This window comes from Rothia sp. CCM 9418 (assembly GCF_048512825.1).
Lineage (GTDB): Bacteria > Actinomycetota > Actinomycetes > Actinomycetales > Micrococcaceae > Rothia.
Genome location: NZ_JBLXXX010000001.1, coordinates 322,759 through 336,588 on the forward strand (window position 1 = coordinate 322,759; position 13,830 = coordinate 336,588).

Here is a 13,830-nt window from a genome sequence, read left to right on the forward strand (position 1 = left end):
TGTTTCCTTTGAATTTGGGTTGATATCAGCGGTGTTATTTGTCGTACCGTATCCATGAAACCATAGCTCAGAGGTTTTTCTTCTCTACTCTGTAGCCACATTAATGGCTACTAATGTGGCGGGTTGAGCCACGTGTTGTGTTGTATGTGCCGGTTGAGTATTTTTCCGAGGTATTCAGCGCCGATAGAGCACATGAGGAGCGGCGCCCATAACTCCATCGGCGCGTGGGTGAGTTCTATGGTAAATAGTGCCCCAAAAAGTGCTGATGATTCGCTAGCAGATAATAATGATGTCGCGCCAAGGAGCATGAAGACCGGTAGTTGTTCGGGTGTTCCGGATGCGAGCGCGATATAGGCACCGATGCTTGCGCCAGTAGCTAACGCGGGTGTGAGGGTTCCGCCGGCGGCACCAGCTCGTAGGCTCAGAAGTGTGAGTAGTGGTTTGGTGATGGCGAGGATGAGGAAACTGCTGAGGGTAATTTTGTGGTGGAGTCCTTGTTCAATGATGAGGACACCGTTTCCTAGAATATTTGGCTGGTAGGTGGCGATGACTGCGGTGAGGAGCATGAGTGAGCATAGTTGTGCAGGTAGTTTCCACCAGTGGCGGGGGTGTTCTTTGCGTATTTTTTGGATGATGTTTTGGCTGATAATACGAAAGGTTGTGCCAAGTATTGCGCCGATAAGGGTGGCTCCAATCACCCATATCCAGCTGGAATATTCGAGTTTGTATGTTGGTAGTTGGTAGTAGGGTGTGGCTCCGTAGATGGCTCTAGGGATGAGGACTGCAAGATAACTGATCGTTAGAGCGGTGAGGATTTTGCTCCATTTTTTGGTGGGGGAAACGATGCTGATGGTGTAAGCGGCTCCAGCGTATGGGGTGTTGTAGACTGCCCCGAGTGCTGCACCGCAGGCGGCGGCGGTAAGAAAGTTGCGTTCTTCTGGGGTGAAGTGTTGTGGGTGGTAGAGACGGTGGGCGATGGTTGCTGCAAGTTGTCGAGGGGCGGCTTCTCTGCCGATGGAAGCTCCTGCGCCGACGAGGAATACTTGTGTGAAGGCGTCAATGGTTGTTCTGGTGAAGGGGTAGTGTTGCGCGCGTGTGGTGATGATGTCTTGGGTGCTAGGTAGGTTTTTTTGGCGTAGTTTCCACCAGCAGATTCCGCTGATGGCCCCGGCGGTTGCCATCATAATAGGTGTTAGGTGGGGCACCTGTTGAGTTTTGCTGATGAGGTTTTCGATGAGGTGGAGGAATTCGGTCAGGAGCACGCCGATGATTCCGGCGCTAAGAGCAACGGTGAGGGCGGCGAGGGTGAGGAGTATGTATTTGCGCCGTGGGTTGGTAGGGTGTTGTGGGGTGTTGCTCATCGTGTTTTAGTTTAGACGTTTTGGGGTCTTTGATGAGTACTGGCAGTGTTTAGGCGGATGCACTAATTTTTTGTTGTGCGTATTCGTTGTGTCGTTGTGTTGTTTCGTAGTGTGCTTGTTGCAGGAGTTCTTCTGCACGTTCAATGTGTTCTCGTACGGTTTCGACACGTCGCATGACGATTTCTTGTCGGTTGCATTGGAATTCGCAGCTTCCGGCGCAACGTACCATGGCAAGGGCCTCTGCGCATAGTGCGACGGAGTTTCCGGCACGAGATAGACACCGATGAAGTTCTGAGTAGATGCCGCTGGGTGATGCGGGGATGTCGGTGCTGTTGCTGGGCGCTAGTTGTTGGGCGCGGGCTGCGATTGTTCGTACGCGTGGTAGTAGATCGGCTAGGGCGTTTGCTTCTGGAACGACGAGTTCAAGGGTTCCGTCGTCTGGTAGTTTTTCGAGGATTTGGTGGAATCTGTCGATTCCACGGTTGAAGCGGTCGTGTGCGCGTCTCCAGATTCCTTGGCCGAGTTCTGCGTCGTTACGGCGTCCTTGTAAGAAGTCTTTGAGGCTCACGTTCTCCCCCTTTCATCTACTTCCTTTTTCTTAGGTTACCCTAAATTAATTTGCTGACACTATGTCAAACGCAACACTACGTTAAGAAGATTGAAAAATCACCTAGAGAGGGGCCGTTTTTGACTCGTGCACCTTCACGATTCATCTAATATTTTATGTTTTCTGACACAATGTCACCGTCAGATTTTGTATTCCTTTTGATTCTCTGATAGATTCTTCTACGGATGGTTGTCCGAGCGGCCGAAGGAGCTGGTCTTGAAAACCAGTAGGCGGTAACCCCGTCTCAAGGGTTCAAATCCCTTACCATCCGCCACGTAAAACCGTGTTTCTCATGAGTGGGGGACACGGTTTTTCTTTTAGGTTAAAGAACGGCTGGCTCTGACAACAGAATTATTTGACCACACCCCACAAAACAGCTAGTATGGTGAATGCTGTATTGCGGTTGAGTCAGATGTTGACGGGCTAAACACGATACGGTGTTGGAGACGTGCCAGAGCGGCCGAATGGACTTCACTGCTAATGAAGGGTCGGGGTTAAACTCGACCGGGGGTTCAAATCCCCCCGTCTCCGCCACATAAAAATCCCTGGGTGCTTTCATATGAAAGCACCCAGGGATTTTTATGTTCTCCTCAAAACTTAGAAAGTTCTAAAAGAAACTAGTCGCGCATCGTGATCTAATAGTTCAGACCAAGAAGTCTCCACCTCAAAGACCGCAATCGAAGAGGGCGGAAAACCATAAGAGATATCCATGAGTGATTCGTAGTCAGATGTTGAACTCATTAAATCCATTGCTGCATCTTGTACGCCCGGCAAGTGAGCCACTAACATCATTGAGCGAACAGAATCGGGGGTATTCTCAATGCACTGACGCAGCATACGAGCTGGAGCGTTATAGAGCCTCTCGTCGAGGGAGGCAGTTGGGGCTTTTTCTCCGAGAGCTTCGCATACCCATGTTGTTGTCTGCCGAGTGCGCAATGCAGCAGAAGAAACGATCATTTCGGGAAGAGTTCCTGTATGGTGCAGCCATTCGCCCGCGGCTCGGGCTTGAAGGTGCCCGCGAGAGGTGAGGGGGCGGTTGAAATCGTCCATACCCCAGTCAGCTTCAGCGTGACGCATCATAATCAGCGTTCGCGTGTCATCTGGTCTTTGTGAAAGTTCTTCAGCCATAAGCACCATCTTAGCCGGTCTCTAGCTTTGAGCTAGAAACTTTTTGAGGGCGTACACGGTCTCTTCCGGCTGGTCTGCGTGCACCCAGTGTCCAGCATTTTTAAACACAACTTTTTGCACACGTGGGAAGAGGCTCCTCATAACAGGGGTATCTTTTGATGTGATATATGGCGAGCACCCTCCTGCAATCCATAGCACCGGTCGGTTGAAGGAAAGGTTGGGGTTTTGCCATCCCATAATTTTCGGCAGGTTTTCAAAGAGCATTTGTAAGTTGGGTTGCCAAGAGAATCCTTCTTCTGTGCGAATGAGGTTTTGAAGTAAGAATCCTCGCACGCTAGAGTCTGGCACGGCTGGTGTTAGCATTCTATGGGCTTCGGCCCTCGTCGAGAATTCCTCGATAGGAAGTTTCAGAAGAGAGCCAAGCAGATGGGTAAAGTTTCCGTTAGAAGCTGAGGGTGCAATATCTAAGACTACGAGCTTTCGCACGAGTTCTGGATGTCTTAACGCTAAGAGCATTGCGACTTTTCCTCCCATGGAATGTCCAACGACATCAACAACGGGGGCGGGTTCGCCGTGGTATGCGCAGATAGCTTGTGCGACGCTATCTGCCATGTTGTTATAGTCGAAGGATTCTGTCCATGGAGAGTTTCCGTGGTTGGGAAGGTCGATGAGCAGAATTGTAAAGTCTTGTTCAAGGTTCTTTGCAATTGCGGTGAAATTTTTGCCACGTCCCATGAGTCCATGCAGAAAGACAATAGTTTTTGAGCCTGTTCCTAGAGACGTTATTGAAAGAGTTGGTGTGTCAGCCATAGTTTTTGTTTTTTCGTGTTTCTCTTTAAACCCGTATAGGCGCCTATTTTCTAGACGCCTACAGGGGTTTTTATACTATACGTTAGTTTAGATAGAGTATTCCGGAGCGGCCCAAACAACAACTTCGGGGTGCTCATAGAATCGGTAGCCTTGTCCTCGTACAGTACGTACCGTGTTAGCAAGACGCCCCAATTTTGAACGGAGTCGGCGAATATGAACGTCGATAGTTCGTTCATTGGGTGTTTCTTCAGCATCTCGCCAGAGGCTTGCGAGTAGTTCTTCTCGCCCAACGGTGCGTGCACCGTTTTCAACGAGGTAGTTCAAGAGTTCAAATTCTTTGTAGGTGAGGTTGAGGACTTCCCCATCTAGGAATACTTCTCGACGGGATAGGTCAATAAGAACACCAACGGAGTGAGCGGGTTTGTGCTCTTGGGATGAGTATTGTGTCGAGGAGAATGGCTCAGGCTGGTGGTGCACGGCGGTTGGGTCACCTAGTGCGTTGCGTACAACTTCAAGGTCTGTGCCTTCTGCGCCGGATGGTGCCAGCGCAACGGCTGCGTAGGAGTCAGCTTCTGGCACGATACCTCGGGTGTAGTCGCGTAGTTCTTGTACGATGCGTACGAGCGAGGTTCCGTTTGATGCTGCTGTTTCTTCAGAGAGCCCGACATAGATGACAAAACCGCGTGCTTCGCTCTCGGGGTGGTTGAGTTTTGCTGGTGGGTTGTCAATGTGAGGTGTTGTCATAGGACGCAGGTTTGCGGGGTGTTTGGGCATGTGACGTCCCTGAGTTAGGTTGGTCGCAGTGCGTTGAGTTGATACTCTGTTCCGCTGGGAGATATGGACGTATCCAGGTGCTCCGGACATTCTTTTTACCTGTCTTCTTGTGGTGGGATAAGAGCGCGCATCTAGGTGGTTGGTGCAGGATCTTCTGCTTTTCACGTATGAGGCTCTTGATCGCTTTACCGTTTTATCGTTGTATGATTTCGTCGATAAATCAAGTAACATTCCTCTGTTTTTTGGACGTTTGAGGGAAAAATCTCAAGAAATGATGTCTATACAGGCTTGCTTTTTCTCATATTTTGATACATAAAAATTCGCAAATATTATTTTTTATACACAAACAACCTGTATTTTCGGGGCGTACACTTTTGTTTGATATACACCAACCAACAACACCATGTAGCACTAGCGATTTGTCAAGACTAACCTCAACTTTTCTCCTTTTTCGTCCCTACTAACACCAAGATCAATAACCAGTCCCAAACTCACCCAGCCTAAACCACACAAGACCACATACCTCACAAAAAGCTCCCACCACCATCGCATTCTTCCAAGATTCACAACAAAGCACACGTACTAAATAGGTACACTAAGCGACCACCAACACCGAGCGACCCCAACATAACAACACCAAAACTCATCCACAAAGTGGGGAGCACTCCTTCATGCCAACACTTTCCCACATTTATCCCAAGAGTGTAGAAAAGAGCCTCTAAACACCACCCCAGCAACCCAAGATAATCTCACAAAAAATTACATTCAAACACTACGCAAAATATTAAACAACACGGTTTATACATTTTGTATGCAAATGGGGGTATAAGAGCGTGAACTCTTATACCCCCATTTAATAAGGTCAAAAATTTTTTAATGACGAAACGCCAGACGGTCCAATATCTGGCTACTGAGCAAGACCATATAGACGGTCACCAGCGTCGCCAAGACCAGGAACAATATACGCCTTATCGTTGAGACACTCATCTTCAGCAGCCAAGAACAAATCAACGTTCTCGAACCCATCAATGCCCTCACGTAAAGCAGCAATACCCTCAGGAGCGCCGATAATACACAAGCAAGTAATCTGCTCCGCACCACGAGCACGCAAGAACTTAATAGATTCGATCAACGTTCCACCCGTTGCAAGCATCGGATCAAGAACATACACCTGACGCCCCGACAGATCTTCAGGCAAACGCTCAGCATAGGTCACGATATCTAGAGTCTGCTCGTTACGAGCCATTCCTAAGAAACCAACCTCAGCAGTAGGAATCAAACGAGTCATACCCTCTAACATTCCCAAGCCAGCACGCAAAATAGGAACAACCAACGGACGTGGCTTCGTCAGAACCTTACCAGTTGTCGACGTAACAGGAGTGACAATCTCACGCTCTTCAGTACGAATAGTACGAGTTGCCTCATATGCCAAAAGTGTCACAATCTCTTCAACAAGCTGACGGAAAATTGGAGACGGTGTGTTCTTATCACGAAGAACAGAAATTTTATGTGAGACCAACGGATGGTCAAGGATGGTTAAACGCATACTCTCAAGCTACCATTTTCAGCCCAAAACTGTACCGCTGTCTCGACGAAAAACACAGGCTGTGAAAAAGATAATCACCACCGCACCACAAAGTCAGCATAAAAAGAGCCTCTCCACACTGACTTGCAGTATAGAGAGGCTCATCATCGCGGTGACGGAGGGATTTGAACCCTCGGTACGGGGTTACCGTACACAACATTTCGAGTGTTGCACCTTCGGCCGCTCGGACACGTCACCAACTGTGGCAAGTTTACCTGTTAATACCAAACATTCTCAACTTTTGAGCAGAAAAATTCGTCTCACACAGTTCCTCAACGCAAAATACACATCCTAGTGCGCAATATAAGAATCAACCGTCAACATCACAGCACGAGTAGCATCCTCAGAGGTACGCTCAGCAGCATGAATTTCACGGTCCATTGCAAGCATAAAAATAGACCCAAAAATAGAAATAGATACGGCCTCTGGATCTTGAGCATGGTCCACAGGGTAGCGAGTCCCAATCGCTTTGACCATATTTTCTAGTTCGCTCACCAAATCCTGACGAGTCTTCACAATCGCCTCAGACCAAGGTTCTTTACTGCGCCAAATCTCAGTAATCCACAAACGCGCAAAACCAGGATGCTCAGCCAAATATTCAAAAGCTTCCTTAATACCAGCCCTCATCGCCTCACGCGGATCAGACTTTTGAGACCCCTGTTGCACCCGAGTCTTCAAAAGCTGCGCACCATATTGAAGAAGCTGCTCAATCATCGTCTTTTTAGAACCAAAATTATAATAAACAGTTCCTTTAGAAACTCCAGCTTTAAGCGCTACTTCTTCCACCGTCGTCGCCTCAGCACCCTTCTGGCTCATAATCTCCAAAGCAGCCTGAAAAAGCTTGAATTGCGTACGGTTAGTACGCCCCGGACGGCGCGTTACCGCAGCAACCGCAGGGGTAGGATACTGAAAATCTGAGACAGATTCATCTTGAGTATGAGACACCGACATTAAACTGCAATCTCCGGATTAAGTTTCTTCAAATTCCATGTGCGATTCTTATAGGTTCCAATAAACCCTAAGAATAAACCGAAAACACCCCATGCGGCGAGAACAAGTACATCACCTGTAATCGCACCATAATCAATTCCATAGGCCAGACGGCGTGTACCGCTGAGAGCATACCCCATCGGAAGGAACGAATGTAACCAACGAATAGACATAGGTAACGTTTCATAGGGCATCATACCGCCAGCAGTTACCAACTGTACAATAAGCACCACAAGCGCTAAAAGCTTACCAGGAGCAGATAACAAAGCTACAAAACCATAAATCACAGCGGTATAAACACAAGAAACAAACGTTAAGAACAGCAACAAAAGCCACGGATGTTCCATCTTGAAACCAAGACCAAAATGTACCGCCAAGAACAACAAAAGAGTTTGTAATACGCCAAGAACAGCAAAAGGCCCCCAGCTACCAATAGCAATACGTAAGGTCGGAGCAGAAGACGCCAAAGCTCGCGTATTCTCTGGTCGTAGCGTTTGAACCAGCATCAAAGCGCCAATCCATAATGCCAATACAATAAAGAACGGCCCCATGCCTTCACCGTAAGTGCTTCCAGAAGCTAACGACGTCTCCTTAAGCTTGACAGGATGAGACATCACGTTCGCAATACGACGTTGCTCTTCCTCATTCAGTGAAGGGACTTTGTTCGTTCCCTCCTCTAGTCCTTCAGAGAGTTCTCTGGCACCATCTTGAAGCTTTTGAGTTCCCGAATGAATCTCTCCAGCACCCTGATCCAGTTTTGAGGCCCCGTTGTGAAGTTTCTGAGCACCAGAATGAACACGGTCAATTCCATCGTTGAGAGAATACTGCCCAGAAAGTGCTTGTTGCTCACCGTCAGCAAGCTGTTCAGCACCCTGAGCAAGCTCCCCCGCCCCCGAAGATAGGCGATGCGTTCCATGAGCAAGCTGCTCAGCACCATCAGATAATTTTTGTGAACCGTCAGAAAGCTGGTGTGTACCATCAGCGAGTGTCACAGTTCCTTGACTCAATTGAGAAGTACCTGCGACAAGGTCTTGAGCACCATGATGAAGTTTCTGAGCGCCCAAAGATAATTGGTGCATATTCTCAGAAACTTTTTGAGTACCATCAGCTACCTGTTGAGCACCTTGGAAACTCTTTTTTGCACCGTCAGCTAGTGAAACAGCACCAGTCTTAGCTTGTGTTGTAGCGCCTGCAAGCTTTTGAGCGCCTTGAGACAACTCCTGAGTAGAAGAAAGTAATGTGTTGATATGTTCGCCAACCGTTGACGTTCCATTCTCACATAGAGAAGAAAATTCTGTCATTTGAGCAGATATACCTTGTAAGACGGCAGTGTTAAGGTCTGTCAAAACCGCCTTATTTTCTTCTGACCCTAAAAGTTCAAGCATCTGCTGTGCTTGTTCTGGAGTCAGAGTTCCCTCTTGAACAAGAGCTTGCAAACGCCGTTCAATGTTCTGGTGAAGTTGTGCTGTCACGTCATCTGTCAGCTGGTGAGCATAGTGAGCTACTTGCTCTTCTGAGGTAGGAGCCTGACACATGGCGTTAAGCCCCGAAGCTAGTTCAGGTAGTGGGGAATCTGCCAGAGTTTTGTCTAAGGTTGTGTTTCCCTCAGCTAAACGGGCGGCACCTTCGTCGATAGCTGTTATACCGTCTGCAAGTTTTTGCGCCCCCGTAGAGAGCGCTTCAGTACCGTTTGCTAATTTTTGTGCACCATCGTTGAGTCGTATAGTGCCTTGGTCTAGCTGTTGAGCACCATCTGAGAGCGTTTGAGTGCCCTGAGCCAGTTGTTGCGCTCCACCATCGAGTTTTAAGGCACCTGTTGCAAGTTTTTGTGCACCTTCAGCCGCTGATTCGAGATGAGTGTTAAGCGTGTTTGCGCCATCGGCTAAACGAGAAGCCCCGTTCTGAGCGTCTTGCGTACCGTCTGAGAGCCGATGTGCGCCCTGAGCAAGTTTGGCAGATCCGTCCGCTAGTTTTTCTTGTCCGGTAAGAAGCTTAGTAGAACCGTCTTTGAGCTGTATTGTTCCGTCGCTCAGTTGTATTGTTCCGTTGTTGAGCGTGCTAGTTCCATCTTTGAGTTGCCCAACAGCATCGCTGAGAGTGATAGTTCCTTGGTCTAGTTGGTTGGCTCCATCGCTAGCTTCGTGCAGGTTTGAGTGAATGGTAGTGAAACTTGCGAGTAAGGCATTCGCTGTTTTATCGCCGACTTCCGATGCCACAGAGTCACGAACAGCTGTTCCAGCTTTTGCCACGATATTTGTCAGAATATAGTTGTTTGCATCGTTAGTAACTACTTCAATCCCCGCAGCTTGGGGGTCAATATCAGGAGTTTTGCCGTTTTCGTCGGGTACAAAAGACCCAGCAGATTGCAGTTTCTGAGAAAAATCTTGAGGGATAATTAGCGCAAAGTCGTAGACTCCTCGAGTGACATCTTCAACAGCTTGTTCTCGAGTTGATACTTTATGCCACGAAAAATTCGCTTTATCAAGGAGAGTTTTTTCGACGTCTTCTCCGATATTTATGGTTTCGCCGTCTTGGGTGGTTCCACCGGAGTCGAGCATGACTAACGCACCAGGAACGTCATCTACAGAATCGTAGGGGTCCCAGTTTGCGTATAGATATATTCCGCCATACAGCAAGGGAATACAAGCCATCGCCATGAGAACAAGTTTTGGCAGTATTCCTGCAGTGAGGCGTTTGAGTTCAGCGAGAGTAACTCTGAGGATGCTCATTTATTGTTGTTCACTCTCCTTTGCTGTATCAGGTTTATCTTGGGGAAGTTCGTGTTCTTTTTCTTCGTTCGAGAAGTTTGTTTCTGGATGTGAATCTTGTTCTTCGTGTGTTTTCACGTTTTCTTCGTTGAGGAGTTCATCGTGTGCGCTTCCTACCACGGCCTGTTTGCCGTCCCAGGTGGAGGAAATATGAGGGACAACAGCGACGACCGCGCGGGGGCGCTCTTCGTTTTCAGCTAGTTGTAGAAGGTATGGTAGCCACATGCGTGTGTGGTTGAGGTGCCGTGAGGGGGTATCAAAAACGAGTAAGTCTGCGTGCTGATAATTGGCGGCAAGAGTCGTCATAAGGCGAATATTTTGTTCTCCGGTTACTTGTTCATTCCAGAGGTTATCGAGGTCTTCCAATCCGTGTTCTTTAAGCCATTTCCCAGAGCGTGGTCTGGTAAATGGCCCCATGGTGTAGCTCAGCATTTCTGATACGTAATCACGAACTCTCATATGGTTTTCTGGTTCGTTGATGTTCGGAGAATCGATCAGTTCTGAACGACGACGAAGCTTTTTCATACTGGATTCTTCTCGGGAAGGCTTTTGAGGGTCTGTCCAAAGAATAGTTCCGCCAGAAGGTTTCATTCGCCCTGTGAGTGTTAGCGACAGCGCGGTTCTTTCGAGCTGGCTATCTGCTTGGATGAGGATGACTTCTCCGCGGTTGAGGGTGAAGCTTGTACGGCCAAAGAGCGCATTATGCCGCCCTTTGGCCCAGATGTTATCGACGATGAGCATAGTCTTCTCCCCCTATGAGCCACGTATTCTTCTCTGTGAGAAAATCATAACTTGAACTCGTCGGTCAGTTTCGGTGTTTTGGTGTGAGATTTTCAACCAACTACTGGCAGAAATATCACACCGAGCACTCAGCACTAGGGGTAACTTTCATGAACACCAGTCGTGAAGAACCTCAAAAGTGACCAGATGGACCGTGACTTTCTGAGCGTTTCTTTTCAAAAAAAGTTTTCATAAGAGATGCGCATTCTTCTTCTAAAACACCAGAATACACCTCGACAGAATGCGGGTATCTTCTATCACGCAGAACGTCATATAAGCTCCCTGCCGCCCCTGTTTTTTCTTCCCATGCACCAAGAACAACAGTTGATATTCTGCTCAACAAAATTGCGCCAGCACACATAATGCACGGTTCAATCGTCACAACTAACGTGCAGTCCTCTAAACGCCACTGTCCACATTGTTCGGCAGCTTCACGTAGAGCAATGATTTCAGCATGAGCGGTAGGGTCTTGGTTTTTTTCACGCTGGTTGTATCCACGACCAATAACACTTCCATCTGAAGTAACGACCAAAGCGCCGATAGGCACATCTGAGCTTTCTAAAGCGTGCTCCGCTAAAACTAAAGCCTCTTGCATCCATTTATGATGGTCTTGCCGTTTAACGCCACGCGCATGAATATATTCTGTGTTACACATATAAACTACTCAAATACTATTTTTATCTAGGAAACAGTTAAAGCAAAAGGATAAACACTATGTGCTCCAGCCCGATGCAGCTGACGAGCAATAACCGTCATACTCCATCTAGAGTTCACACAATCAGAGACAAGAAGCACCCTCGGATGATGCGCCTGCAAAAAATCTTTCATCGAGTCAGGAACCACATAAGAGTTCCACACCCCTAAACAACGAAAAACAGAATTGCCTTGCTCATGCGAGGTTGGGTGCACCAGCTGCACATCTCCTAAATCTTTAAGGCGCCCTGTTTGAGCAAGACCACGAGCAAGAGAAGACGCTAAACGCGGACGACGTTCAGATGGAATCCCAATCACAACCTGAGGACGATCCTGCCAGTCCCATTGAGCAAGCACTTTCACGCAAGCTCTACCTAATTCAGTAGATATTTCACCATCTTCAGCATTTTCTTTAAATATCTCTCGTAGGACATTACCCCACCCAATATCGCTCAATCGTGCCAGTGCTCGACCTTCACAGGCGCGCTCTTCATCGGGAATTTTTGAGCCCTGCGGTATATCTACGTCATCTTCAGCAAAGATACTTTGTTCAAGAAGTTTTTTAAGTCCACTTGGCCACATGCGACGAGGCTCAATATGAACACCAACTTCGCCAAAACTTTGTTCAGCAATATGACGAGAAGTGGAGCTAACCTGTTGTGGATACCAAATTCCTGAACAATTATCACAACGCCCACATTTCTTGGCAGTAGCGTCATCTAACTCTTGTGCCATGTAGACCATACGACATGAGGAAGTGTTAATGTACGAAACCATTGCTTCTTGCTCATGCTGACGCGTTTGCGCCACCTTTGCATATCGCTCATGATCGTATTTCCATGGTGTTCCAGTTGCCACCCAACGTTGAGAAACTCGATATACGGTGCCTTCTACAGAAAGTACCTTTAAAAGAAGTTCGAGGTTGCTGCGACGAATATCAACCATAGTTTCTAACGCGCTAATAGTCATGGGTTGATTCTGTTGCCGAGCTACTTCTAAGGCAGAAAGAACGGCAGAACAATTTTCTTCAGTGGGCATAGAAGCAGTTGCAAAGTATTCCCAAATATCTTGGTCTTCTAATCCTGGTAACAATAAGACGTCTGCTTGTTGAGTGCCGCGTCCGGCACGACCGACTTGCTGATAGTAAGCAATGAGACTCGATGGAGCGCCACAGTGAATCACAAAACCCATATCTGGCTTATCGAAGCCCATACCTAACGCACTTGTGGCAACGAGAGCTTTAACCTTATTAGCTCGCAGTGATTCTTCTGCTTCGATACGTTCTTCAACCGACATCTTCCCGCTATATGGTTGCACAGCGTATCCGGCAGTTTTAAGAATCCGCGCAATATCTTCTGCAGCAGACACGGTGAGAGTGTAGATAATTCCGGAGCCGGTGAATGTCTTAAGGTGCTCAACAAGCCAAGCGATGCGCTCTGTCGGATCTTTCATCTGAAGAACCCCTAGCCGGAGGGAGTCACGAGAGAGAGGACCACGCAGAATGAAGATATCGGAGCTTTGTGGAGAAGAGTTTTTTAGTGTCTTGTGAGAGTAGTTAAGCTGTTCTGCAATGTCTTCTATCACTCGTTGGTTTGCAGTGGCTGTTGTTGCCAGTATAGGAGTAGTGGGCTTTAGCTCTGCAATGATATTCCGAATACGTCGGTAATCTGGGCGAAAGTCATGCCCCCAGTCAGAGATGCAATGTGCTTCGTCAATAACGAGCAGCCCAAGGGATTCGACGATTTCTGGTAACCAGCGTTCGCAGAAGTCTGGATTGTTGAGACGTTCTGGCCCGATGAGGAGCACGTCTAGAGTGTTATCACGTAGTTGTTGTTGTATTTCATCCCAGTCAGTGACGTTTGATGAATTGATGGTGGCAGCTTTGACTCCAGCACGAGCGGCTGCTTGTACTTGGTCACGCATCAGAGCTAGTAGTGGAGAAATGATGAGAGCAGGACCTGCCCCATATGATCTCATCAGTAATGAGGCGATGAAATATACTGCAGATTTTCCCCATCCAGTACGTTCGATGACGAGGGCTCTACGACGATGTTGCACAAGAGCTTCGATAGCTTCGTACTGTCCGGGGTGGAAGGCTACGTCATTTTTTCCTGTGAGTTTTCTGAGAAGTTTTATTGCTTCTGTATGTAGCTCAGGCTGATGCGTCTGCGAGTAATTCGACATATCTTGTAGTCTACGGAAGCTTTTATGGATGCTAAAGCCTTTGGGAAGAGATGTAGGTAATCTTATGTTCTCAGCCTATACGGAGCTTTTACCTAGTAGAATCGGCAGGAGTTTACTTTCATTAGACCGTTATCAATAGGAAAGTTTTTT

General features: G+C 47.7%; 11 protein-coding genes and 3 tRNA genes. 2 read left to right on the forward strand and 12 right to left on the reverse strand.

All coding sequences use genetic code 11. The annotated features are described in order from the left end of the window. Nucleotides 1–110: 110 nt before the first annotated feature. Nucleotides 111–1,361: a chloride channel protein gene (locus ACN083_RS01520; protein ID WP_419101063.1), complete on the reverse strand. Its 1,251-nt coding sequence runs from the start codon at nucleotides 1,359–1,361 to the stop codon at nucleotides 111–113. Nucleotides 1,362–1,410: 49 nt separating this feature from the next. Further along, on the reverse strand, nucleotides 1,411–1,929 hold the full coding sequence (locus tag ACN083_RS01525) for a dehydrogenase (protein ID WP_419101064.1): 519 nt from the start codon (nucleotides 1,927–1,929) through the stop codon (nucleotides 1,411–1,413). Nucleotides 1,930–2,151: 222 nt separating this feature from the next. Between ACN083_RS01525 and ACN083_RS01530 the strand changes: the two genes are divergently transcribed. Together ACN083_RS01530 and ACN083_RS01535 are read left to right on the forward strand one after the other, a co-directional pair. Beyond that, a tRNA-Ser gene (locus ACN083_RS01530) sits at nucleotides 2,152–2,242 on the forward strand. Nucleotides 2,243–2,410: 168 nt separating this feature from the next. Next, a tRNA-Ser gene (locus ACN083_RS01535) sits at nucleotides 2,411–2,502 on the forward strand. 63 nt (nucleotides 2,503–2,565) lie between these two features. Here the strand turns inward: ACN083_RS01535 and ACN083_RS01540 are convergent. From ACN083_RS01540 to ACN083_RS01585, 10 genes are all read right to left on the reverse strand, one after another. After that, nucleotides 2,566–3,096 (reverse strand): SixA phosphatase family protein, encoded by a 531-nt coding sequence (locus tag ACN083_RS01540; protein WP_419101065.1) that lies wholly within the window; start codon nucleotides 3,094–3,096, stop codon nucleotides 2,566–2,568. 21 nt (nucleotides 3,097–3,117) lie between these two features. Continuing rightward, entirely contained in the window at nucleotides 3,118–3,906 is a 789-nt protein-coding gene (locus tag ACN083_RS01545; protein WP_419101066.1) for an alpha/beta fold hydrolase, read from the reverse strand. Between the two features lie 87 nt (nucleotides 3,907–3,993). Further along, nucleotides 3,994–4,770 (reverse strand): winged helix-turn-helix domain-containing protein, encoded by a 777-nt coding sequence (locus tag ACN083_RS01550; RefSeq protein ID WP_419101067.1) that lies wholly within the window; start codon nucleotides 4,768–4,770, stop codon nucleotides 3,994–3,996. 817 nt (nucleotides 4,771–5,587) lie between these two features. Then, nucleotides 5,588–6,226 carry a uracil phosphoribosyltransferase gene (upp, locus tag ACN083_RS01555; RefSeq protein WP_419101068.1) on the reverse strand — a complete coding sequence of 213 codons (639 nt, stop codon included), beginning with the start codon at nucleotides 6,224–6,226 and terminating at the stop codon, nucleotides 5,588–5,590. 149 nt (nucleotides 6,227–6,375) lie between these two features. Then, nucleotides 6,376–6,463, reverse strand: a tRNA-Ser gene (locus ACN083_RS01560). 93 nt (nucleotides 6,464–6,556) lie between these two features. Then, nucleotides 6,557–7,210: a TetR/AcrR family transcriptional regulator gene (locus tag ACN083_RS01565; protein WP_419101069.1), complete on the reverse strand. Its 654-nt coding sequence runs from the start codon at nucleotides 7,208–7,210 to the stop codon at nucleotides 6,557–6,559. Between the two features lie 5 nt (nucleotides 7,211–7,215). Continuing rightward, on the reverse strand, nucleotides 7,216–9,984 hold the full coding sequence (locus ACN083_RS01570) for a YhgE/Pip family protein (protein WP_419101070.1): 2,769 nt from the start codon (nucleotides 9,982–9,984) through the stop codon (nucleotides 7,216–7,218). Then, nucleotides 9,985–10,764: a multidrug ABC transporter ATPase gene (locus ACN083_RS01575; RefSeq protein WP_419101071.1), complete on the reverse strand. Its 780-nt coding sequence runs from the start codon at nucleotides 10,762–10,764 to the stop codon at nucleotides 9,985–9,987. Between the two features lie 172 nt (nucleotides 10,765–10,936). Further along, nucleotides 10,937–11,458, reverse strand: coding sequence for a tRNA adenosine(34) deaminase TadA (tadA, locus tag ACN083_RS01580; protein WP_419101072.1), 522 nt, complete (start codon nucleotides 11,456–11,458; stop codon nucleotides 10,937–10,939). Nucleotides 11,459–11,484: 26 nt separating this feature from the next. Continuing rightward, a complete protein-coding gene (locus tag ACN083_RS01585; protein ID WP_419101073.1) occupies nucleotides 11,485–13,680 on the reverse strand; it encodes a RecQ family ATP-dependent DNA helicase in 2,196 nt (731 codons plus the stop codon). Nucleotides 13,681–13,830: the final 150 nt, after the last annotated feature.

Excerpts from the sequence above, each read along its gene's own strand:
- ACN083_RS01520 (WP_419101063.1), bottom strand. The coding sequence starts at position 1,361 with ATGAGCAACACCCCACAACACCCTACCAACCCACGGCGCAAATACATA.
- ACN083_RS01540 (WP_419101065.1), bottom strand. The coding sequence starts at position 3,096 with ATGGCTGAAGAACTTTCACAAAGACCAGATGACACGCGAACGCTGATT.
- ACN083_RS01545 (WP_419101066.1), bottom strand. The coding sequence starts at position 3,906 with ATGGCTGACACACCAACTCTTTCAATAACGTCTCTAGGAACAGGCTCA.
- ACN083_RS01550 (WP_419101067.1), bottom strand. The coding sequence starts at position 4,770 with ATGTCCGGAGCACCTGGATACGTCCATATCTCCCAGCGGAACAGAGTA.
- upp (WP_419101068.1), bottom strand. The coding sequence starts at position 6,226 with ATGCGTTTAACCATCCTTGACCATCCGTTGGTCTCACATAAAATTTCT.
- ACN083_RS01570 (WP_419101070.1), bottom strand. The coding sequence starts at position 9,984 with ATGAGCATCCTCAGAGTTACTCTCGCTGAACTCAAACGCCTCACTGCA.
- ACN083_RS01575 (WP_419101071.1), bottom strand. The coding sequence starts at position 10,764 with ATGCTCATCGTCGATAACATCTGGGCCAAAGGGCGGCATAATGCGCTC.
- tadA (WP_419101072.1), bottom strand. The coding sequence starts at position 11,458 with ATGTGTAACACAGAATATATTCATGCGCGTGGCGTTAAACGGCAAGAC.
- ACN083_RS01585 (WP_419101073.1), bottom strand. The coding sequence starts at position 13,680 with ATGTCGAATTACTCGCAGACGCATCAGCCTGAGCTACATACAGAAGCA.